This is a genomic window from Duganella sp. CF458 (assembly GCF_900113115.1).
In the GTDB taxonomy this organism is placed as follows: Bacteria; Pseudomonadota; Gammaproteobacteria; order Burkholderiales; family Burkholderiaceae_D; genus Rugamonas.
On record NZ_FOOF01000004.1, the window covers coordinates 317,866 to 339,054 of the forward strand.

At 65.4% G+C, this 21,189-nt stretch carries 20 protein-coding genes; 12 read left to right on the top strand and 8 right to left on the bottom strand.

The window, feature by feature from the left end:
• Positions 1-144 precede the first annotated feature (144 nt).
• The 3 genes from BM269_RS08400 to BM269_RS08410 are packed head-to-tail and all read left to right on the top strand — an operon-like array spanning position 145 to position 2,989.
• Complete coding sequence (locus tag BM269_RS08400) at positions 145-1,197, top strand: nuclear transport factor 2 family protein (RefSeq protein ID WP_229204548.1); 1,053 nt, start codon at positions 145-147, stop codon at positions 1,195-1,197.
• Between the two features lie 5 nt (positions 1,198-1,202).
• Positions 1,203-2,423 carry a L,D-transpeptidase family protein gene (locus tag BM269_RS08405; RefSeq protein WP_229204549.1) on the top strand — a complete coding sequence of 407 codons (1,221 nt, stop codon included), beginning with the start codon at positions 1,203-1,205 and terminating at the stop codon, positions 2,421-2,423.
• Positions 2,393-2,989, top strand: a complete 597-nt coding sequence (locus tag BM269_RS08410) for a CPBP family intramembrane glutamic endopeptidase (RefSeq protein WP_139232690.1) — start codon at positions 2,393-2,395, stop codon at positions 2,987-2,989. The genes BM269_RS08405 and BM269_RS08410 overlap by 31 nt, the downstream gene beginning before the upstream one ends.
• Here the strand turns inward: BM269_RS08410 and BM269_RS08415 are convergent.
• Positions 2,944-3,969, bottom strand: a complete 1,026-nt coding sequence (locus BM269_RS08415; protein WP_090436560.1) for a GlxA family transcriptional regulator — start codon at positions 3,967-3,969, stop codon at positions 2,944-2,946. The genes BM269_RS08410 and BM269_RS08415 overlap by 46 nt on opposite strands.
• Before the next feature lie 64 nt (positions 3,970-4,033).
• Between BM269_RS08415 and BM269_RS08420 the strand changes: the two genes are divergently transcribed.
• The gene (locus tag BM269_RS08420) at positions 4,034-4,783 is read left to right on the top strand and encodes an SDR family oxidoreductase (RefSeq protein WP_090436561.1); all 750 of its coding nucleotides are present in this window, start codon (positions 4,034-4,036) and stop codon (positions 4,781-4,783) included.
• A 28-nt stretch (positions 4,784-4,811) separates the two neighbouring features.
• On the opposite strand, the gene BM269_RS08425 is transcribed toward BM269_RS08420, so the two are convergent.
• Positions 4,812-6,302 (bottom strand): AMP nucleosidase, encoded by a 1,491-nt coding sequence (locus tag BM269_RS08425; RefSeq protein WP_090436562.1) that lies wholly within the window; start codon positions 6,300-6,302, stop codon positions 4,812-4,814.
• A gap of 44 nt (positions 6,303-6,346) precedes the next feature.
• On the opposite strand from BM269_RS08425, the gene BM269_RS08430 reads away from it, so the two are divergent.
• Positions 6,347-7,090 (top strand): substrate-binding periplasmic protein, encoded by a 744-nt coding sequence (locus BM269_RS08430; RefSeq protein WP_090436563.1) that lies wholly within the window; start codon positions 6,347-6,349, stop codon positions 7,088-7,090.
• 3 nt (positions 7,091-7,093) lie between these two features.
• Here BM269_RS08430 and BM269_RS08435 read toward each other — a convergent pair whose 3' ends face one another.
• Genes BM269_RS08435 through BM269_RS08455 form a run of 5 tightly spaced genes read right to left on the bottom strand, consistent with a single transcriptional unit; the run spans position 7,094 to position 11,820 of the window.
• Entirely contained in the window at positions 7,094-8,593 is a 1,500-nt protein-coding gene (locus BM269_RS08435; protein ID WP_090436564.1) for a thymidine phosphorylase family protein, read from the bottom strand.
• A 59-nt stretch (positions 8,594-8,652) separates the two neighbouring features.
• Positions 8,653-9,378: a TorF family putative porin gene (locus BM269_RS08440; RefSeq protein ID WP_170860319.1), complete on the bottom strand. Its 726-nt coding sequence runs from the start codon at positions 9,376-9,378 to the stop codon at positions 8,653-8,655.
• Positions 9,336-10,619, bottom strand: coding sequence for a S8 family peptidase (locus tag BM269_RS08445; RefSeq protein ID WP_229204550.1), 1,284 nt, complete (start codon positions 10,617-10,619; stop codon positions 9,336-9,338). The genes BM269_RS08440 and BM269_RS08445 overlap by 43 nt, the downstream gene beginning before the upstream one ends.
• Positions 10,616-11,272: a zf-HC2 domain-containing protein gene (locus BM269_RS08450; RefSeq protein ID WP_090436566.1), complete on the bottom strand. Its 657-nt coding sequence runs from the start codon at positions 11,270-11,272 to the stop codon at positions 10,616-10,618. Before BM269_RS08450 ends, BM269_RS08445 begins: the two co-directional genes overlap by 4 nt.
• Positions 11,269-11,820: an RNA polymerase sigma factor gene (locus tag BM269_RS08455; protein WP_229204551.1), complete on the bottom strand. Its 552-nt coding sequence runs from the start codon at positions 11,818-11,820 to the stop codon at positions 11,269-11,271. The genes BM269_RS08450 and BM269_RS08455 overlap by 4 nt, the downstream gene beginning before the upstream one ends.
• 170 nt (positions 11,821-11,990) lie before the next feature.
• Here BM269_RS08455 and mrtJ point away from each other — a divergent pair, with 170 nt between their 5' ends.
• The 7 genes from mrtJ to BM269_RS08490 are packed head-to-tail and all read left to right on the top strand — an operon-like array spanning position 11,991 to position 19,786.
• Positions 11,991-12,326, top strand: a complete 336-nt coding sequence (gene mrtJ, locus BM269_RS08460) for a JDVT-CTERM system glutamic-type intramembrane protease MrtJ (RefSeq protein ID WP_229204552.1) — start codon at positions 11,991-11,993, stop codon at positions 12,324-12,326.
• Between the two features lie 27 nt (positions 12,327-12,353).
• Complete coding sequence (locus BM269_RS08465; protein ID WP_090436568.1) at positions 12,354-14,939, top strand: choice-of-anchor D domain-containing protein; 2,586 nt, start codon at positions 12,354-12,356, stop codon at positions 14,937-14,939.
• Positions 14,936-15,154 (top strand): DUF4266 domain-containing protein, encoded by a 219-nt coding sequence (locus tag BM269_RS08470; protein WP_090436569.1) that lies wholly within the window; start codon positions 14,936-14,938, stop codon positions 15,152-15,154. Before BM269_RS08465 ends, BM269_RS08470 begins: the two co-directional genes overlap by 4 nt.
• 11 nt (positions 15,155-15,165) lie before the next feature.
• Entirely contained in the window at positions 15,166-16,311 is a 1,146-nt protein-coding gene (locus tag BM269_RS08475; RefSeq protein WP_090436633.1) for a DUF3570 domain-containing protein, read from the top strand.
• On the top strand, positions 16,305-17,195 hold the full coding sequence (locus BM269_RS08480; RefSeq protein WP_229204553.1) for an FAD:protein FMN transferase: 891 nt from the start codon (positions 16,305-16,307) through the stop codon (positions 17,193-17,195). The genes BM269_RS08475 and BM269_RS08480 overlap by 7 nt, the downstream gene beginning before the upstream one ends.
• Positions 17,196-17,198: 3 nt before the next feature.
• A complete protein-coding gene (gene dsbD / locus BM269_RS08485; RefSeq protein ID WP_090436570.1) occupies positions 17,199-19,043 on the top strand; it encodes a protein-disulfide reductase DsbD in 1,845 nt (614 codons plus the stop codon).
• Positions 19,040-19,786, top strand: coding sequence for a carbonic anhydrase (locus BM269_RS08490; RefSeq protein ID WP_229204554.1), 747 nt, complete (start codon positions 19,040-19,042; stop codon positions 19,784-19,786). The genes dsbD and BM269_RS08490 overlap by 4 nt, the downstream gene beginning before the upstream one ends.
• Positions 19,787-19,812: 26 nt before the next feature.
• On the opposite strand, the gene BM269_RS08495 is transcribed toward BM269_RS08490, so the two are convergent.
• Positions 19,813-21,177 (bottom strand): MBL fold metallo-hydrolase RNA specificity domain-containing protein, encoded by a 1,365-nt coding sequence (locus BM269_RS08495; protein ID WP_090436571.1) that lies wholly within the window; start codon positions 21,175-21,177, stop codon positions 19,813-19,815.
• Between the last annotated feature and the right edge of the window lie 12 nt (positions 21,178-21,189).

A 21,189-nucleotide genomic window follows, 5' to 3' on the forward strand; every position in this document is an offset into this window, starting at 1 on the left:
ATAAAATGGTCCTTTATTTCCCGTCGGCAAAATAAATAAATGCAGGCATCGCAAATTTCCTCTCGTACAGCCCTTGCACTAGGGGCCGCGCTATTAATCGCGTGCTTTTCCGCAAAGGCCGATGAGGTCGCAGAAATCAATAAAATGATACGTGGCGGGCAACTACCGGCCGCCCTAGCCAAGGTTGATGTTGCATTATCACAACGGCCAAAGGATGCACAATTGCGTTTTATTAAAGGAATGATTTTGTCCGAACAGGGCAAAACAGCCGATGCAATTAATGTTTTCCAAAAGCTGACGGAAGATTATCCGGAATTACCGGAGCCTTATAACAATCTGGCGGTGCTGCATGCGGCGGCCGGCAATTACGACAAGGCCCGCGTTGCGCTGGAACGCGCGATCCGCACCAACCCGGCCTATGCCACCGCCCATGAAAACCTCGGCGATGTGTATGCCAAGCTGGCCAGCCAGTCTTATGACAAGGCCATGCAATTGGCGGATCCAAGCCAGCAGCCACCGCAGAAAGCCAAACTGGCGATGGTGCGCACCTTGACGCCGAAGGGTGGCGAGGCCGCTTCGCCGCTGGCTGCGATTGCCGCCGCACCCGCCCTGGCTGCGGCGCCGGCGCCAGCCGCCGTGCAAGCCCCGGTCAAGTTGCCGCCGCCAGTGGTCAAGGCCGCTTCTGCAGCTGCAGTTGCTCCTGCACCTGCTTCTGCTTCCGCTGCTGCACCGGTCGTGGCCCAGGCCAAGCCGATCCCGGCCAGCGCGCCAACCATGGCGGCGGCACCGCTTCCGGCCCCGGCGCTACAATTGGCAAAGGCCGCTCCGAAAGCTGAGCAGGTCCAGCAGGAGGATGCCGATGGCGCGGATGTCGTCAAGGCGGTCGAAAGCTGGGCCAAGGCCTGGAGCGCGCAAGACATGAAAGGCTACCTGAACGCTTACGGCAGCAATTTCCAGACGCCGAAGGGCCAGAACCGCAAGGCGTGGGAAGCTGACCGCACCGCCCGCATCGAGGGCAAAGGCCATATCAAGGTAAACGTCGAGTCGCCGCAAGTCACGATCAAGGGCAAGACCGCGACCGTGAAATTCCGCCAGAAGTATGTATCGGACCGCCTCAGCACCACTGGACGCAAGACCCTGGTGCTGGAGAAGCAAGGCAAGCATTGGCTGATCAAGCAAGAGCAGTCGGGGGCGTGATGGAGATGTCGAAGCGAGCAGGCGTCAGCGCGGCCACCGCGCTGCTGGCGGCATGCGCCCTGCTGACGCCGGCCGGCATCGGCATGGCCAAATCGATTCATCCTGCCGAATCCCCGCGCGCCAAACCAGACGCCGAGATCATGCTGCTCGGGATCTACAAGGACCTGCGCGCCGGCCAGTTGCAAGGGGCGATGGCCAAGGCCGATGCGCTGGTGCAGGCCTACCCGAATTTCCGCGTTGGACACCTGATCCGCGGCGACCTGCTGTTGATGCACACCAAGCCGGTCGGCCAGCTCGGCGCCGGCGCCAGCGGTCCGGCCGACAAGCTGAAAGACTTGCGCGACGAAGCGCGCGTGCGTTTGCAAACCCTGGTGGCACGTCCTGGTCCCGAACTGGCGCCGCGTTCGGTGCTGCAGCTGCGCGCCGACATGCGCCATGTGCTGGTGGTCGATGCCACGCAATCGCGCCTGTACGTCTACCAGAACAACAACGGCGAACTGAAACTGGTGACCGACTACTATGTCAGCCAAGGCAAGCTGGGCGTCGACAAGTTCCGTGAAGGCGACCAGAAAACCCCGCTCGGCGTGTACTACATCACCGGCCGCGTTTCCGGCGCCAAGCTGCCGGACTTTTACGGCGCCAGCGCGCTGCGCATCAACTACCCGAACGAATGGGACCGCCTGAATGGCCGCAGCGGCAGCGGCATCTTCCTGCATGGCACGCCAGCCGACAACTACAGCCGGGCGCCCCTGGCTTCCGACGGATGCGTGGTGCTGACCAATGACGACTTGCGCAAGCTGGAAGGCACGGTGGATATCGGCAAAACCCCGGTCGTGATCGCCGACCACCAGCAATTCATCAGCAAGGCCAAGTGGGAAAACGAGCGCTTCACCGCGAACCGCCTGGTCGAATCCTGGCGCGCGGACCTGGTCAGCGCCGACAGCAAGCGCTTGTTGAAAAACTATTCCGGCAAATTCAAGTCCGCCAACGGCGAAGACCTGAAGACCTGGTATGAAAAGGACATGCGTGCGCTGGCCAGCGTGAGTGGGCTCAGCGTGTCGCTCAGCGAAGTGACCATTTTCCGCTACCCGAGCCGCGATGACATGCTGGTCAGCACATTCACCCTCGAGTCGAAGATCGGCAAGAGCCGTTCCACCCAGCGCAAGCGCCAGTACTGGGCGCGTGAAGGCAGCGAGTGGAAAATCATATTCGAAAGCATGATCTGAAGATCCCCCTGCGCACCCAGCTCGTGAGCTGCGCCGTACTGGCGGCGATCGCCATTGCCATCCTCCTGATCCGGCAGGTGCCGCTTGCGGGCCTGCTGCAGGCAGGCTTGCCATGGTGGCAGCAAGTGCTGGCCGGCATGGCACTGGGACTGGCCGCCGGCGGCATCTCGGCCCTGACCACCCTGCGCAAGCCCGACTCCGAAGCGGTGCGGCGCACGGCCGCCAGCTATGCGCGGCTCGACCTCAGCGGCTGGAACCCATTATGGATTTCGCTTGCCGCCGGCATGTCGGAAGAATTGCTGTTCCGCGCCGCGCTGCAGCCGCTGGTGGGCGTCTGGGGCGCCAGCCTGCTGTTCCTGCTGGTGCACATCGGCGCCTACGACTTCCGCCGCCTCGACCGCGCCGCCCTATGGCAAGCCGGCGGCGTGTTCGGCATGGGCGTGGTGCTCGGCTTCGCGTTCGACCATATCGGCTTGCTGGCAGTGATGATCGCCCACGCCATCGTCGACATCATCGGCCTTTACCTGGTGCGCCGCATTTCGGAAGGCGCAAACCTCTTGCGGTAATCGCTGGGAGAAACGCCCAGCGTTCGCTGAAAGCTGGTGCGCAGGCGTTCCTCGTTGCCGAACCCGCACAGGCGCGCCACCTGTTCGACACTGCGTTGCGAAGCCTCCAGCATGCGCCGCGCGGCTTCGAGCCTCAGCGCCTCGACACCCTTGGCCGGCGTACGGCCGGTTTTTTCCTTGTACACCCGCGCGAAGTTGCGCGGGCTCATGTTCACCTGGCCGGCCAGCACCTCGATCGGCATCGAGAGGGACAGGTTTTCCATGATCCACAGGTGCAGCCGCTCGAAAGTATCCCCGCCGGCTTCCTGCGCCAACAGCAACTCGCTGAATTGCGCTTGCCCGCCCGGGCGCTTGAGGAAGACCACCAGCTCACGCGCCACCTGCATCGCCACCTCATGCCCGCAATCGCCTTCGACCAGGGCCAGGGCCAGGTCAATGCCGGCCGTCACGCCAGCCGACGTCCATACCGCCTCCTGCTTCACGAACAGCGCGTCCCGGTCGATGTCAACCGCCGGGAAGCGTTCCTGCAACAGGTCGCACATGGCCCAATGGGTAGCGGCGCGCCTGCCGTTCAGCAGGCCGGCCTGCGCCAGCAGGAAGGTGCCGCTGCAAACCGATGCGGTGCGCCGCGCGCGGCTGGCGGCAACGGCGATCCAGTCGCTCAGTTCCCTCAACAATGCCTGCACGCGCGGCATGTCCGGCGAACCGGGAACCATGATGGTGTCGATATCCCGCAGCAGGAAGGCCGACAGCGGCTCGGTCGCCAGCGCCATGCCTTCGGCACTGCGCACCATGCCGCCGGCCAGGCTGGCCACCCGCAGCGCGTACCCCGGCAGGCCGCGTTCGCGCATGCGTTTATCGGCGGCCCAGAACACTGTCTGCGGGCCGCTCAGGTCCAACAAGCCCACGTCTTCGTAAGCCAGGAACAGCACCAGACGCTGGCCATGCATATTTGGCAGGAAATAAGGGGTATTCGTCATTCCTGCCGATTGTGGGCGTCCTAAGATGTACTGTCAACGTGACAGCAACCCTTAGGAGAACACCGTGAAGATCGTAGTCATTGGAGGCACCGGCCTGATTGGCGGCAAACTGGTCAAACTGTTGCAGGCGAACGGCCATGAAGCGCTGGCGGCATCGCCTGGCACCGGCGTCAATGCGGTGACCGGCGACGGCCTGGCCGCCGCGCTGGCGGGGACCGAAGTGGTGGTCGACGTGGCCAACTCGCCATCGTTCGCACCGGCAGACGTGCTGGAGTTCTTCCAGAAATCGAGCCGCAACCTGGGCAAGGCGGAGCAAGAGGCCGGCGTCCGCCACCACGTGGCGCTGTCGATCGTCGGCACCGAGCGCTTGCCGCAGAACGGTTATTTCGCCGCCAAGGTGGCGCAGGAGGAATTGATCAAGCAGAACGGCGTCCCTTACACCATCCTGCGCGCCACCCAGTTCATGGAATTCCTGGCCGCCATCGGCCAGTCATCGGCGGTGGACGGCACCATCCGGCTGTCGCCAGCCCTGATCCAGCCGGTGGCCGCCGACGACGTGGCGCAGGCCCTGGCCGACGTGGCGCTGGCCGCGCCGCTGAACGGCACCACCGAACTGGCAGGCCCGCAGGCTTACCCGCTGGAACAGATCGTGCGCCGTGCGCTGGCGGCGGCCGGCGAGACGCGGCCGATCACGACCGATCCGCATGCGCCCTACTTCGGCTCGGTGCTGGAGCATGGCAGCCTGGTGCCGGCCGCCGATGCCAGGCCGCGCCTCGGCGCCATCAGCTACGACGCCTGGCTGCGACAGCAGTAAGCCGCACTGTCAGGCCTTCTTCCAAGCCTTACTGGAAGGCTACCTCGGCGAAGCTGCGCAGCTTACGGCTGTGCAGCTTGTCCGAGCCGAGGCCGCGCAGCAGTTCCAGCGCGCGGATCCCGATACGCAGGTGCTGGTCGACGCGGTCACGGTAGAACTGGTTGGCCATGCCGGGCAGCTTGATTTCGCCATGCATCGGCTTGTCGCTGACGCATAGCAGGGTGCCATATGGGACACGGAAGCGGAAGCCGTTGGCCGCGATGGTGGCGCTCTCCATATCCAATGCCACTGCGCGGCTCTGGCTGAAACGGCGCTCCGGCGTACGCTGCGGCAGCAGTTCCCAATTGCGGTTATCGGTGCTGGCCACGGTGCCGGTACGCAGCACGCGCTTCAGGTCATGGCCGCCCAACTGCGTGACCTCGGCCACCGCCGATTCGATCGCCACCTGCACTTCGGCCAGGGCCGGAATCGGCACCCACAGCGGCAAGTCCTCGTCAAGCACATGGTCTTCGCGCACATAGCCGTGGGCCAGCACGTAGTCGCCCAACTGCTGCGTGTTGCGCAAGCCGGCGCAATGGCCCAGCATCAGCCAGGCGTGCGGGCGCAGCACCGCGATATGGTCGGTGGCCGTCTTGGCATTGGCCGGGCCGACGCCGATATTGACCATGCTGATGCCGCTGCCGTCGGCGCGTACCAGGTGGTAGCCCGGCATCTGCGGCAGGCGTGGCGGCGCGGCGCCCAGGTCGTCGCCCGGTTGCATGGCGTGGCCGACGCGGCGCGTGACGATATTGCCCGGTTCGACGAAAGCCACGTAGCCGTCGTTGTCCGGACTGGCCATCAGCTCATGGCCCAGGCGTACGAATTCGTCGATGTAGAACTGGTAGTTCGTGAACATCACGAAGTTCTGGAAATGCTCGGGCGAGGTACCGGTGTAGTGGCGCAGGCGCTGCAGCGAATAATCGACGCGCGGCGCGGTGAACAGCGACAGCGGCTGCGCCTCGCCCGGCGCGGCCTCGAACGTGCCGTTGGCAATGCCATCATCCATGGCGGCCAGGTTGGGCAAGTCGAATACATCGCGCATCAGCTGGCGGCGCTCGGCGCTCAGGCTGCCCTCGATATGATCGTGCTCGGCGAAGGAAAAGTGGATCGGGATCGGCTGGGAGCTCAATCCCACTTCGATCTGCATCTGCTGCTGGCCATGGTTTTTCAGCAGCAGGCGGAATTGTTCGGTGTAATAACCCTCGAACAGGTCGGGGCGCGTCAGCGTGGTCTCGAAGGCGCCGGGGCCGGCGACAAAACCGTACGACAGGCGCGAATCGGCGCGCGCAACGGTTTCGGTCTGCACCCGCACGTACGGGTAGCAGGCGCGCACGCGCTCGGCGGGCGTTTCGCCTTCGACAAAGCGCTGCAGCGATTCGCGCAGGAAGCGGATACTGTCGTCGTAGATTGCCCGGACCTGGGCCAGTGCTGCGGAAGGATCGTCAAACATGCTGGGTGCTACGTGGGGACGGCTGAACATCGTGCTACTCCTTTCGGCGGGCTTCGTCCTATTATAATGGCTGCATGTGGCAGAAATATTTCATCGGAGTGATTGCGGCGGGAAGCACGGCAAGCGCGCTGGCGCAAGCGCCGTTAACTGTGGCCTGGCGCGAGAAACCGCCCTACTACTATTTTGATGAGAACAAGGTCGCGAAAGGCTTCATGCTGGATCGCGCCAGGCAGGTATTTGCCGCTGCCGGCGTGCCCGCAGTATTCGTCAATGAGCCGCAAAAGCGCATCTGGGCCAATTTCAGCCACGGCACGCCGAATTACTGCTCCATCAGCTGGTACCGCCTGCCCGAGCGCGAATCAGTGGCGCAGTATTCGGTTCCGGTGCATGCGGACTTGCCGCATGCCGTACTGGCAGTGCCGGCGGTGGCGGCGCGCATCAGGTCCCACCAGAACCTGAAGTCCCTGCTTGCCGATAAATCGCTGACGCTGGGCGTGATCGATGGCGTTTCCTATGGACCGGAACTGGACGCCCTGATTGCCGCCAGCACGAACCGCGTCATGCGCCGCACGGTGGAAACCGCGGCCATGTTCCGCATGGTTGCCGTTGGCCGCGCCGACTACCTGTTCGTGGACCGCGAAGACTGGAACTACCTGCGCCTCAAGTTCCCGGAATTGCAGTCACTGGTGCTGATCGATTTTGCGGACATGCCGCCCGGTCTGAAGCGCCACATTGTTTGCAGCCGCGACGTATCGGCGGAAACAATGGAACGCCTGAACCGCGCCATCCAGGCCCGCAACGACACCCCGCGCCGCTAGCGCTCATGCGTCTTCCACAGTGACCAGGTTGCCCTGGGCTTCGGCGTATTCCAGCGCATAGGCCAGTTCGCCCGGCGTATCGGCATGGATCGCCAGGATAGGCTGGCCCACTTCGAGCCTGCTGTCCAGCGGCGCGAAGAAGCGTACCCCGGCTGCCGCGGCGCGCGGTGCGCCGGCCAGCTTGGCCAACGTAGCCAGCTTGCGGTTGTCGATGGCGACCACGCGGCCGGCATGGCGCGCTTCCAGCACATGGGTGCAGGCCGCAAGCGGCGGCTGGCGCAGGCCACCCTGGGCTGCGCAGATGGCCTGGAACTTGGCCCAGGCGGCGCCGGAATCCAGGGTCTGCGCGGCCAGCGCCATGCCGTCGCCGGGGCCGGCACGCCCACCCAGTTCCAGCACCCCGGCGGCCAGGGCCAGTGCGCGCTGGCGCAAGTCCTGCGGCGAGTGCGGCGCACCTTGCAGCACTGCCAACACATCCATCGCTTCCAGCGCGGGGCCGATGCCGACACCGACCGGCTGGCTGCCGTCGCTGAGGACGCACCTGACCGCCAGCCCCAGTGCAAGGCCGGCAGCTTCCAGTCGCGTAGCCAGCAGCTGTGCGGCCTGCCCGGAACGCACCTTGGCGGTGCGCCCGACCGGAATGTCGATCAGTACATGGCTGGCACCCGCTGCCAGCTTCTTCGACAGCACCGACGCAACCAGCAAGCCATCGCCATCGAGTTCCAGCGGGCGCTCGACGCGAATCAACACATCGTCCGCGGGGCTCAGCGTCACACTGCCGCCCCACACGATGCAAGCCCCTTCCTGCTGCACCACCCGGCGCATGGCATCAATGCCGATCGCCACCGGTGCCAGGGTTTCCATGGTATCGGCCGTGCCGGCCGGCGAAGTGATGGCGCGCGAGGAAGTTTTTGGCATGGTCATGCCGCAGGCGGCAATGATCGGCACCACCAGCAGCGTGGTACGGTTGCCTGGCAGGCCGCCGACGCAGTGCTTGTCGACCACCACTTGCGAAGGCCAGTGCATGCTTTGGCCGACGGCCGCCATGGCACGCGTCAAGGCAATGGTTTCCGCCAGGTCGAGGCGATTACCGGCGCAGGCTGTAATGAAGCTGGAGAGATGGATGTCCGGATAGCGGCCCCCGGCGATATCGGCAACGATGGCCCGCGCCGCCGCATCGTCCAGCGGCCGGCCATGGATCTTGCCGCGCACGGCGGCGAACGATGCCAGCGGCACCGGATGACGCACGCTGATCGCCACGCCCGGTGCCGCCCCCAGTGCTTCCCAGGCCGCCTCAGACAGGCCGATATCGTGCTCGTCCAGCAGGTCGCCATCGACCACGTTCAGCGTGGCGGCGACGTTTTGCGCACCGCATTGCAGCTCGATGCGCGATTGCGCTTCAAAGCCTTCGGCGCGGCATACCTTGCAATCGCGCCGCATATAGGCCACCGGCTGCTGGTAGGTATCGATGCCAAGCCGCCTGGCACGTAGTGCATATCCCATGATCACTCCTTTGGTCCAGCCTAAGCGATAGCGCCGGCGCCCGGAATGACCTGGATCAATCAGAAGCTGCGCGCCAGGCCCAGAACCAGTTTGCTGTGCACCTTGCTGGACGTTTCACTGGCGCTGCTGCCGTAGCCGGTGCCGGTGCCGGCAACCCGCCCGCGCCGGCGCACCGCATCCAGGGAAAGCTGCATTTGCCAGCCTTCGAAGCCTGTGCCGATGCCGACGCGGCCTTCGGCGCGGCTGCTGTCCGCATTACCGGGTGCGGCGAGGTAGCCGCCACGCCAGAAGTAGCGCCAACCGGCCGCCAGTGCCGCCCCGCCATTCAATTCGGCATACAGCGTGCGTTCGCGAAAGCCCAGATAGTCGGGCGAATAATGCAGGCGCGCAGAGTAGTTTTCAAAGGCCATGCCGACAAACACTTCACGGAAATTCCAGTCCGGCGCAGCATGGAAGGCATACGCGGACAGGCCCGCTTCCCAGGACCAGCCCGATTGCAGGCGTTCGGCATAACCAGCGTACCCCAGCCACTGTGCATTCCGGTGCGATTGCGGCGCCAATTGGCCGCTGACTACCTGGCCGCCCGCGAACCAGCCTTGGGCGCCATCGACATCGATCGACAGCCGCGCCGCCGGCTTGCCGGAGCTGAGGGAGATGCCGCGATACATATAGTCCGATACGACGCCGGCACTGCCGCTCACCTGCGCCTGGGCACTCGCTGCAAGGATGCAGGCCAACCCGGTCAGGGCGAGCGTGCCAGCTTGTCGGAGGAAGGGTTGGGGCATGCGCAGGAACATTTACCGGTAATGCGCATGATGGTGGCGCAAAGATCTATCCCCGTCAACGGTGCGGGGCCGCTGCTGCGTACGATGCCTTCATGCAGGCGCTCTCCGCTTAGCTGCGGCTTGAGTTCGCCGATCAGGGCTAGCATGCCGCTGACATGCGCGGCCGCATAGGACGAGCCCGAAACCATGCCCCAGCGGGCGCCAGGCATGGTGGTCGGCACGTCGCGTCCCGGTGCCAGCAGGCACTGGCCGCCATGGCGCGGGGCATCGTCGGCGGCGACGGCAAATACACCGGGACTGTTGGCCGGAAAGCCGCCATCGCTGCGGGCCGGGTCGATTGCCCCCACGACGCGAATGCCGCGCGCCTGCGCCACGCCGACAAGTTGCTGCAGCAGGCGGTCCGGCGGGCCGGACAGGCTGAGATTGATGACCTGGGCGTTGTGCAGCAAGGCGTAGTTGATGGCCTTGGCCAGGGTGAAGCTGTTGCAGCGCGTGCCGCTGTCCGCTTGCCAGCAAGCGCGCAAGGCCATCAGGCGCGCTTCCGGCGCGATACCGGCGATGCCGATGCCGTTATCGGCCCGCGCTGCGATGACGCCGGCTACCGCCGTGCCATGTGCTTCGGCCACATAGGATTGGCCGTCAACGAAATTTTCCTGCACCGTGACCTGCCCCGCCAGGTCCGGATGCGTGGTTTCGACACCGCTGTCGACCACGGCCACCAGCACCTTGCGGCCGGTGGCGGACTTGCGCAGCTGCTCCAGTTGCCAAGGCGCCGCAGCCGGCTGCACGCGGTACAGCGGATCGCCTGACGTGCCTGACGTGCCTGGCGTGCCTGAGGCGCCTGGGGCGCCGGTGCCGCCTTGTGCGCTGAACTCCTGGATCGCCTGCGCCCACGCGACGCGGTTGTCGCGATTGAGCGCGGCCAGCACCGCGGCCGGGTCCTGGCCGGCGGCCGGGCGCATGCGGTAGCAGTCCACGTTGAGTGCCGGCATCGGCCAGTCTTCCATCATCTGCAAGCCATGCTCGCGCGCCAGCGCGGCAGCGATGCGCTGGCGCGCCTGGCGGCCGGCATCGTCGCGATAGCTGGCGCCGCTGTAGCCGTCGGCCCGGAAGTGCGGCGCAGGCAGGTGCAGCATGAGCAGGATGTCGTGGGAAGGGGCGGCGGGCGGCGCCGCTTGCGCGCACGCCGGACCGGCCAAGGCGAACAGCAAGCACAGCATCATTGCGGCCCAGCGGATCACTGCCTGTCCTCCGCTGCCAATGCCTCGGCCAGTTCAACTGCGGCATCGGCACGCAGCGCCGCCAACACCACCGGGCGCTGCGCCGCTTCGACATCCAGCAGCCAGGCACCGGTGGCAGTCGGTCCGCCCACCAGGCGCGCGCCGGATGCTTTCAGAAGGCGCTGCACATCTTGCACGCTGGCATCCGGCTTGAACACCACCAGCACATCGGGCGTGACAGCCAGCGGGGTGGGCGCACTGCCGAGCGCTTTGTATTCGGGCGGCGCATCAGCCGGCAACAAATTGGCGGCCAGCACGACGATCACCAGCGCCTGTGCCGCAATGGCCCAGCCCTTCCAGTCGCCAGGACCGCGCAACCAGTCCAGCAAGGCCGCAGCCAAGCGGGATGGTTTGGCCGCGGAGACCGGCGCCTCGTCGAGCCGCGACATCAGGCGCGCCAGCGCGCGTTCCTGGTCCAGTGCGGCCGGCAACGGGGCTGCCGTTTCGATCAGGCGGCGCTGCCAGGCCAGCTCGGCGCGGCACTCGGGGCAGTCGCGCAAATGCCGCTGCACGCGTTCTGCCTCGTTGTCGGCCAGCGAGCCGGCGGCATACCAGGGCAGCAGTGCCTGCATGTCCTGGTGCTCCGCAACGTTCGACGGGTCTTGCATATTCATCTCACTTCTTCCAAATGATCGGACAACATGTCCTTCAAGCGCAGGCGTGCATGGAACATGCGCGTCTTCACCGTATTGACCGGGCAGCCTATGGTGTCAGCGATCTCCTGGTAGGCCATGCCGTGGTAATAGGTCAGGGCGACCACGGCGCGCTGCTCCAGGGGCAAGGCGTCCAGGGCGCGGCCGACTCCGCGCTGCAACTGGAGCGCAGCCAGCGCGTGCTCCGGCTCATGCCATTCCTCGCCGGCGACATCCGGCGCCTCTTCCAGCGGCTCGTCGAAGCCACGCAAGGCTTTCAGGGCCTGCCGGTAGGCGATGCCGAAGATCCATGTCGAGACCTTGCTGCTGCCGTCATAGCTGGCGGCTTTCTGCCACACCACCAGCATGGTGTCGTTGACGATTTCTTCCAGGAGCGGCACGTTGCGCGTCATGCGGTCGAGGAAACGGGCCAGGCGCGGGAAGTAGGCGCGGTACAGCGCCTGGAAGGCCAGGCGATCGCCGCCGCCCACCAGTCGAACCAGCTCACCTTCATCCGTGTCCCCTGTCACTCCCGCCCTCCTGCCAAAACGCATGCACTGTCTCCTCTTTACGCCTGTGAATACACAGCCGCAGCACAAAGGTTCAAAGAATTTTCAAAAATATTTCCCCACCCGATTTTGAACCATTTTTGCGTGCGCCGGTATTGACCGTAACAACATTGACAGAATGTTCAGTACCTGTGTTCGCTAATACTGCCGTCTGCGGCCCCACCCTGCTCTCGCCCGACCTGGCCGCCGTGCTGCGCCTGCTGGTACTGGCGCCGTTGCTGGAGGAATGGGTGGTGCGCGCCGGGCTGCATGCCTGGCTGCTGCCGCGATGCAGCGGGGCGCTAGCGGTGCTGGCCAGTGCGGCGGCTTTCAGCGCGCTGCACCTGGGCTCCGGGCCGCTGGCGTCGGCCCTGGTATTCGGGCCGGGCCTGGCGTTTGGCCTGGCTTACCAGCGCTGGCGCGACTGGCGGCTGTGCGCCTTGCTGCACAGTGCATGCAATGCCTGGGCCCTGTCGATGTGTGCTTGAACAACTCACCAACCACGGGAGCAGCAGATGACATATCACCGACTTTGGGCTTGGCTGGCATTGAGCCTGGTGCAGGCTGCGCAATACGCGCAGGCCGCCGACGCCCTGAACGGCAAAAGCCTTTACCTGAATGGTCCCACTTCCGGCGGCACCAACTGCGCCGCCTGCCACAGCGCATCGCCAACGAATAACGTCAGCAACATCCTGGCGGCAGCCAACAATCCATCAGTGATCAGCTCCGCATTCGCCGCCAACAAGGGCGGCATGGGATCCCTGTATAACGGAAAATTCAGCGCGGCGGAAATCGCCGACCTGGCAGCCTTCATCGGCAATCCGAGCGTGACTGCGGCTCCGGCGGCATCCGTGGCGCCGGCCACCCTGTCATTTGGCGGCGCCACCGTGGGCCAGGATAGCGGCGCACTGGCCACCACGCTGTCCAACACCGGCTCGGCGGCACTCAATCTATCCAGCATCGCCCTTGGCGGCAGCAATGGCGGCGACTTCCGGGTCACAGGCGGTAGCTGCGCCTCGGGTATATCGCTGGCGGCCGGCGCCAACTGCACCGTGCAGCTGGTATTCCGGCCAAGCGCAAGCGGCGGCCGCAGCGGATCGCTGACCATCAACCATAACGCGACCGGCGGTTCCAGCAACGTCGCCCTGTCCGGCACCGGCAATGCCGTGGCACAAGCGACGCTGTCGCTCTCGGCCACCGCGCTTGATTTCGGCGCGCTCCTGGTCAATGCGCCATCCCAGCGCACGCTGACGCTGACCAACAGCGGCCAGGCAGCCATGACCTTCGCTTCGATAGGCGTCAGCGGCGCCCAAGCCGGCTACCTTACGTTGGGAGGCACGTGCGCGACGGGCACGCCGCTGGCAGTCGGCGCCAACTGCACTGTGATATTGCAGGCCTTGCCGGTTTCGGCCGGTGCCTTCGCGGCCAGCCTGAACCTCGCCTCGAACGCCAGCAATGCAAACGTTACGGTCGGCATTTCAGGAAGCGCCGCTACCCCTGCGCCAGCCATCGGCGCCACGCCGAGCGCCGTCGCCTTTGGCCTCTGGACCATCGGCGCGGCACCGCTCGCGCAACAAGTCACGCTGAATAACAACGGCAACGTTGCGTTAGCCTTCAGCAGCATTGCCGTCGGCGGCGCACCCGCCATCTCGATCGCCAGTGGCGGCACCTGCGGCAGCAGCCTGGCTGTAGGCGCAAGCTGCACCGTTCCCCTGGCGTTCGCTCCGGCAGCGACAGGCGACGTGGCGGGCACTTTACTGGTGCGCTCCAACGCCGCCGACCTGTCGGTGGCGGTCACCGGCTCGGGCACTACTTCGCCAGTGGCGCGCCCCGCGTTGAGCAACAGCGGGCCGATCGGCTTCGCCGACACCCAGGTGGGGCAACAATCGTCCGTACAGCGCAATACGCTTTCCAACAGCGGCACCGGACCCTTGAAGATCGCTTCGCTGGTACTTGGAGGCAGCCATACCGGCGACTTCGCGCTGGCCGGCACTTGTACCACCGACGCCACGCTGAGCCCCGGCGCCAGCTGCGTCATCGACGCCACCTTCAAGCCGACGGCAGCCGGCCTGCGCATTGCCGACATGCTGCTGGTGACCGATGGCGGCGCCCAGTTCTCCGTTCGGTTGAACGGCAACGCCAGCGCGGTCCCGGCGCCTGCGCCAACACTTGGCCTGGCACCGCAAGCTTTCGACTACGGCAGCACTGCCGCCGGCGGCGCCGGCCTGGTCAAGCGCTTTGCCTTGTCGAACACCGGTTCCGCCGCGCTGGTGCTGAACAGCGTCAGTTTCAGCGGCCCATTTGCCGTCGCGAGCGGCGAAGCCAATGCCTGCGGCGCCTTCCCCCTGACGTTGCAAGCCGGCGCTTCCTGCGAACTGCCGGTGCGTTTTGCCCCGACCGCGGCCGGCAGCGCAAGCGGCACCGCGACCCTGCAGGCAAGCGGCGCAAGCTGGCAGATCGCCCTGAACGGCCAGGGTTCGAACAACGCCACGCCTGCCGGCTCGACGCAAAACCATGGCGGGGGCGGTTGCTCGTCGATCGGCGGCGGCAATGACCCGATGCTGGCGGTGCTGGCGGCACTGGCTGCCGGCGTGCTGCTGTGGCGCCGCCGCCAGGCGCGCGTGCTGGCAGCGGCCGCCGCACTGGCGGTGGCCGGCCAGGCCATGGCGCTGGAACCGGGCCAGGCCGCGCCAGGCTTTGTGCTGAATGGCCCGGGCGGAACGGTCAAGCTGGAGCACTACCAGGGCAAGCTGGTTTATATCGATTTCTGGGCATCCTGGTGCGGTCCGTGCCGCCAGTCCTTCCCATGGATGAATGAGATGCAGGCCCGCTACGGCGGCCAGGGCCTGCAGGTGGTCGGCATCAATGTCGACGCCAAGACGGACGACGCACGCAGCTTCCTGAACGCGACGCCTGCCAGCTTCGTGATCGCCTTCGACCCGAACGGCACCGCACCGCGCAACTACGGCGTGAAAGGCATGCCCAGCAGCGTGCTGATCGGGCCCGACGGGAAAGTGCTGTATGAGCACAGCGGCTTCCGTCCCGCCGACCGCACCGTTCTGGAAGCGCGCATCAAGACCGCGCTGGGAGTACGGCAATGAAGGCGCGCCCAATGGTCATTTGCGCGCTGCTGGCCGGCCTGTCCGGCTGCGCACTGAAGCCTGTGCAGCCTTGGGAGAAAGGCGAACTGGCGCGCTCCGACATGCTGCTGCAAGGCGACAGCCTGGAGACACGCTTCAATGAACATATTTACGCCAGCAAGGAAGCCGCTTCCGGCGGCAGCGCCGTGGGCGGCGGCGGATGCGGCTGCAACTGACAAGGATCACCATGGATAACAGACAACAGAACGGCGTGCCGGTCGGTCGGGCCTTGCTGGCGGCGGCCATGCTGCTGCCCGGGGTCGGCACCGTGCATGCCGAGACGCCGCCGGAACGGGGCAGCATCGGTGTGAAATACCTGTATTACAAGGAAGACCAGCCGGGACTGGACCGGGTACGCGTGCATGCCCCGGCGGTGTCGGTGCTGGCGCCGATCGCCGGCGAATGGTCGCTGGCAGCCAGCGCCACCGTGGATGACGTTTCGGGCGCTTCGCCGCGCTACCATACGACCATCTCGGGCGCTTCGCGCATGAACGACTTGCGCAAGGCCGGCGATGTCACCGTCACACGCTACCTGCCGCGCGGCACCGTCAGCGTGTCGGCGGCCTTTTCGACCGAGCATGACTATGTGTCGCGCGCGCTGTCGCTACAGGCATCGCTTGCCAGCGAGGATAAGAACACCAGCTGGAACTTCGGCCTTGGCGGTTCGGATGACAGCATCAATCCGGTCAACCATATCGTGCAGGATGCGGGGCGGCAGACCGTGAGCGTGCTGGCCGGCGTGACGCGCGTACTGACGCCGGTCGACATCGGCCAATTCACGCTGACCCACACCCAAGGGCATGGCTATTACTCCGACCCGTACAAGCTGGCCGACAACCGGCCCGATACGCGGCGACAGGACACCGCCCTGCTGCAGTGGAACCACCGTTTCGTCGCACAGGGGGCAACCAGCAGGCTGAGCTACCGCTATTACCGCGACAGCTACGGCATCAGCGCGCATACGGTGGGGGCCGAATGGGTACAGGGCCTGGGCGATGGCTGGACTGTCACGCCTGCCGTGCGGCTGTACACCCAGCGCGCGGCCGATTTCTATTTCGATCCGGTGTATGACAACCAGCTGGGCGCGCCATTCCCGCCCGGCTACGTGTTCGGCGGCGCGCAAGCCAGTTCCGCCGACCAGCGCTTGTCCGGCTTTGGCGCGGTGACGCTGGGCGTAAAGCTGGCCAAGCAGCTCGACCGGGATTGGGCTGTCGACTTCAAGGTTGAGCGCTACGAACAGCGCGGGGCGTGGCGCCTGTTCGGCAGCGGCAGTCCGGGGCTGGCGCCAATGAGCGCAGTCAGCCTGCAAATTGGAGTGACACGGCAGTGGTGAACCCGATTTTCACGATCGACTTCCAGGCGATGGCCAGCCGCTGCGAAATCCGGCTGGCGGCCGCCTCCGGGGCGGAGGCGCGGGCGCTGGCCGAACCGGCGCTGGAAGAAGTGCGCCGGATCGAAGCCAAGTACTCGCGCTATCGCGACGACAGTATCGTGAGCCGCATCAATGCGTCCGCCGGCGTGTCGGCCGTCGCCTGCGATGAAGAAACCCTGGCGTTGCTCGATTATGCCGACGCCGTGTATCGCAGCAGCGGCGGCCGTTTCGACATCACCTCGGGCGTGCTGCGCAAGGTGTGGGACTTCCGCCTGGGTAGCGTCCCTTCGCGGCAATCGCTGGAGCGCTGCTTGCTGCTGGTCGGCTGGCAGCATGTGCGGCGCGACGGCGTTGGCGTGATGCTTTCCCAGGCTGGCATGGAGCTCGATTTCGGCGGATTTGGCAAGGAGTATGCGGTCGACCGCGCGGCCGATATCCTCGCCGCGCAAGGCGTGCGGCACGGTTATGTGAACCTGGGCGGCGATATGCGTTTCCTGGGGCCCCGGCCGGATGGGGAGCAATGGAGCATCGGCATCCAGCATCCGCGCGATACCCAGGCCACGGTTGCCAGCGTGCCTTTCAGCCGGGGCGCGCTGGCCACCAGCGGCGATTATGAAAGGTATTTCGAGGCGGATGGGCGGCGCTACTGCCACATCCTCGATCCGCGCAGTGGCCTGCCGGTGTCGTACTGGCGCTCGGTGAGCGTGGTGTCGCCAATGGCCATTGCTGCCGGCAGTTGCAGCACCACGGCCATGTTGCTGGAGCGCGATGGACTGGATTTCCTGGAGCAGTCCGGCTTGTCCTTCCTGGCCATCGACCAGGATGGGCGAATTTTTCGGAGGTAAATAATGAAATTCCTGATTCAATGGCTGGCGGCGGTTCTGTTGGCTTCCACGCTGGGTGGCCCCGCCCTGGCGGATGATTTCCTGGCGCCGGAACGCGCGTTTGACTTGCGTACGGAGTTGCGCGCGGATGGGCAGCTTGCCCTGCACTGGACCATCGCGCCGGAGTACCACCTGTATCGCGATCGCATCACCCTGCGCAGCGACGGCGCCGTATTGCCGGTCCTGCTGCCACCCGGCAAGCGCAAGTATGACGAGAATTTTGGCAAGGAGATGGAGACTTACGCGAACGCTTTGGCCTTGCAGTTGCCCTGGCAAGGGCATCCTGGCGCTACGTTGACCGTCGGCTACCAGGGGTGCGCGGATGCCGGCTTGTGCTATCCGCCGGTTGAGCGCCGCTATCGCATCGATCCGGCGCGCCAGGGAGTGCTGGAAGCGCTGCCGGAGACGTCGTCCGCTGAGGTGACCAGCGCGCTTGGCGCCAGCGCCGCGCAAGCGTTGGCGGCCGACGATGACAACTCCCTGGCGCAGCGCACCCTGCAAAGCGGCAGTGCCTGGCGGATCGGCGCGGCGTTCCTGGCGTTCGGGCTGCTGCTCTCGTTTACGCCTTGCGTGCTGCCGATGGTGCCGATCCTCTCCTCCATCATCGTGGGCGAGGCGCAGGTGACACGCAAGCGCGGGCTGCTGCTGGCGGCGGCCTACAGCCTCGGCATGGCCCTGGTCTATACCTCGCTGGGCGTCGCAGCGGGGCTGGCTGGTGAAGGCCTGGCGGGAGCGCTGCAGAAACCTTGGGTCTTGATGACCTTCGGTGCGCTGCTGGTCGCACTGGCACTGTCGATGTTCGACGTCTACCAACTGCAGTTGCCAAGCGCCCTGCAGAGCCGCCTCAGCAACGCCAGCGGCAACTTGTCCGGCGGCCGGCTGGCCGCGGTATTCACCATGGGGGCCGTCTCGGCATTGATCGTTGGCCCCTGCGTGGCGGGCCCGTTGGCCGGCGCGCTGCTGTACATCAGCCAGACCGGTAATGCCCTGGTCGGCGCCGGCGCCCTGTTCGCCATGGCTTGCGGCATGAGCGTGCCCCTGCTGCTGACCGGCCTTTCCGCCGGCAGCCTGCTGCCGCGCGCCGGGGCCTGGATGAATCATGTGAAGAAAGTCTTCGGCCTGCTGCTGATCGCCGTGGCGATCTGGATGGTCAACCCGGTACTGCCGGTGACCGCCAGCATGGCACTGTGGGGCGCCTTCGCCATCCTGTGCGCAGTCTTCCTGCGCGTGGGCGAAGCTGTCCGGCAAGGAGCTGGCGCGGGCGCCTACGCAACGAAGGCGCTCGGCCTGATCATGCTGCTTGGCGGCCTGTTCGAGATGGTCGGCGCAGCGAGTTCGGGTCGCGACGTGCTGCAGCCGCTGGCCCACCTGCGCGGCGTTGGGAACGGTGCTACTATTGCCGCCGCGGGCGAGGGCCAGGCACATGATGCCAAACCCCGCTTCACCCGCGTACGCAATGTCGCCGACCTTGACCAGGCGCTGGCCAGTGCGAAGAAACCCGTCATGCTGGACTTTTACGCCGATTGGTGCGTCTCATGCAAGGAGATGGAACGCCTTACCTTCACCGACACCCGCGTGCAAGCCGCCCTGCAAGACATGCATCTGCTGCAGGCCGATGTCACAGCCAACAGCGACGAAGACCGCGCCCTGATGAAACGCTTCAGCCTTTTTGGCCCGCCCGGCATCGTCATGTTCGACGCCGGCGGCAATGAAGTACGTCAAGCGCGAATAATCGGCTACCAGCCACCCGAAAAATTCCTGCGCCGCCTGGAACTGGCGGCTAACAACCCTGAAAGGACCACTCAGTGAAACGCACTCTTTCCTTCCTGCTCTGCGCTGCCCTGTTGCCAGCGGCCGCTCTCGCCGAAAACAAGCCGGCCCATTGGAGCTATGAAGGCGCCACCGGCCCGCAGAACTGGGCCAGGCTGGAACAGGACTTCAGCACCTGCAAGCTGGGCCACAACCAGTCGCCGATCGACATCCGCAAGACCAGCAAGGCCAAGCTGCCCGCACTGGAATTCGCCTACAGCCCGTCGCCGCTGAAGATCCTCGACAACGGCCACACCATCCAGGTGAACTACGCCGCGGGCAGCAGCGTCACCATCGACGGCAAACGCTACGACCTGCTGCAATTCCACTTCCACAAGCCAAGTGAGGAAAAGATCAATGGCCGCAGCTACCCGATGGTCGCGCACCTGGTGCACAAGAACGCGGAAGGCAAGCTGGCCGTGGTAGCGGTGCTGTTCCAGAAAGGCGCCGAGAACCCGCTGGTGCAGACCCTGTGGGACGCCCTGCCGAAGGAAAAAGGCGAAGCCCAGGAAATAGCCGGCGTGAACATCGATATCGGCAAGCTGCTGCCGGCGACCCAGGGCTATTACAACTTCGCCGGTTCGCTGACCACGCCACCATGCAGCGAAGAGGTCAACTGGTTCGTCCTGAAAACGCCGGTCGACATGTCGGACGCGCAATTGAAGCGTTTTGCCCACGTCTACAAGCATAACGCCCGCCCGGTGCAACCACTGAACGGCCGTACCGTGCAGGAAAGCCTGTAGGTTTCAATAGGCCGCCACGGCGGCCCTTACCCGAGCACCACCTCTTCCAGGTAATCGGGCACCCGGCACGGCCATTGCAGCTGTTCCGCGATGCGAAGCCGCAACGCATCGGCCGCCGCCGGTTCACCATGCGTGACGAACACCTGCCGCGGCGTGGCGGAGGAATGCGACAGCCAGCCCATGATTTCGTCCGCATCCGCATGGGCCGACAGGTTGCCGATCAACTCCACGCGTGCCCGCACCGGGTAGTACTCGCCGTGGATCTTGACCGAGGACTCCCCAGCCAGCATGCGCGCCCCGCGTGTCCCGGATGCCTGGAAGCCGGCGAACAGGATGGTATTGCGCGAATCGCCGGCAAAGGCCTTCAGGTGATGCAGCACGCGGCCACCGGTGGCCATGCCGCTGGCGGCAATGATCACCATCGGTGCCTGGCGCCGGTTCAGCGCCATCGATTCCTCCACGCTGTTGACGATGTGGGCCACATGGCCCAGGGCATGGCAGCTGCGCTCATCCAGGCGGTGCTGGCCCTGGTGCTTGATGTAGAGCCGCGTCGCATCCACTGCCATCGGGCTATTCAGGTAAACCGGCAAGGCGGCGGGGATCGCACCGGCCTCCTTGAGCTTGCAGATTTCATACAGCAGTTCCTGCGCCCGGCCCACGGCAAACGAAGGAATCACCGTTACCCCGCCACGTGCCGCGGTCTTGCTGATGACGTCCGCCAGCTTGCCGCTCGGGTGGGAGGCGTCGTGGCGCCGGTCGCCATAGGTCGACTCCACTACCAGGTAATCGCATTTGCCGAGGACGGTCGGCGGTCGCATGATCGGGTCGTTCGGCCGCCCCACGTCGCCGGAAAACATCACCGTGCGGCCAGCGCAGCGCACCGAAACCGAAGCGGCGCCGAGGATATGCCCGGCAAGCTGGAAGCGCGCCGTCATCCCCGGTGCGGGCGAAAATTCGTGACCGACCGGTAGCACTTCCAGGTGTTCCAGCGCGCGCAGCGCATCCGCTTCCGAATACAAGGGCAAGGCCGGCTGATGCTTGGAGAAGTTGTGGCGGTTCGCATACAACGCTTCCTCCTCCAGCAGCCGGCCGCTATCTGGCAGCAGGATATGGCACAAGTCGCGCGTCGCCTCCGTGCAGTACACCTTGCCGCGGAACCCGGCGCTGACCAGCACCGGCAGGAAGCCGCTGTGATCGAGGTGGGCATGGGTCAGCATCACGCTGCGGATCGCATCCGGCGGCACAGGGAAGGTCTCCCAGTTACGCAGGCGAAGCTGCTTATAGCCCTGGAACAGGCCGCAATCGACCAATACCTGTTCGTCGTCATTGCGCAACAGGTATTTGGAGCCGGTGACGGTGCCGGTCGCACCCAGGAATTTAAGTGTGAGCATCTTTGCAGCATA

Bases quoted from the DNA above. Each gene is read 5' to 3' on its own strand.
- BM269_RS08430 (WP_090436563.1), top strand. From the start codon at position 6,347: ATGTGGCAGAAATATTTCATCGGAGTGATTGCGGCGGGAAGCACGGCA.
- BM269_RS08475 (WP_090436633.1), top strand. From the start codon at position 15,166: ATGGATAACAGACAACAGAACGGCGTGCCGGTCGGTCGGGCCTTGCTG.
- BM269_RS08495 (WP_090436571.1), bottom strand. From the start codon at position 21,177: ATGCTCACACTTAAATTCCTGGGTGCGACCGGCACCGTCACCGGCTCC.
- BM269_RS08440 (WP_170860319.1), bottom strand. From the start codon at position 9,378: ATGCCCCAACCCTTCCTCCGACAAGCTGGCACGCTCGCCCTGACCGGG.
- BM269_RS08435 (WP_090436564.1), bottom strand. From the start codon at position 8,593: ATGGGATATGCACTACGTGCCAGGCGGCTTGGCATCGATACCTACCAG.
- BM269_RS08465 (WP_090436568.1), top strand. From the start codon at position 12,354: ATGACATATCACCGACTTTGGGCTTGGCTGGCATTGAGCCTGGTGCAG.
- BM269_RS08470 (WP_090436569.1), top strand. From the start codon at position 14,936: ATGAAGGCGCGCCCAATGGTCATTTGCGCGCTGCTGGCCGGCCTGTCC.
- BM269_RS08400 (WP_229204548.1), top strand. From the start codon at position 145: ATGATACGTGGCGGGCAACTACCGGCCGCCCTAGCCAAGGTTGATGTT.
- BM269_RS08415 (WP_090436560.1), bottom strand. From the start codon at position 3,969: ATGACGAATACCCCTTATTTCCTGCCAAATATGCATGGCCAGCGTCTG.
- BM269_RS08405 (WP_229204549.1), top strand. From the start codon at position 1,203: ATGTCGAAGCGAGCAGGCGTCAGCGCGGCCACCGCGCTGCTGGCGGCA.
- dsbD (WP_090436570.1), top strand. From the start codon at position 17,199: ATGAAATTCCTGATTCAATGGCTGGCGGCGGTTCTGTTGGCTTCCACG.
- BM269_RS08425 (WP_090436562.1), bottom strand. From the start codon at position 6,302: ATGTTCAGCCGTCCCCACGTAGCACCCAGCATGTTTGACGATCCTTCC.
- BM269_RS08450 (WP_090436566.1), bottom strand. From the start codon at position 11,272: ATGAATATGCAAGACCCGTCGAACGTTGCGGAGCACCAGGACATGCAG.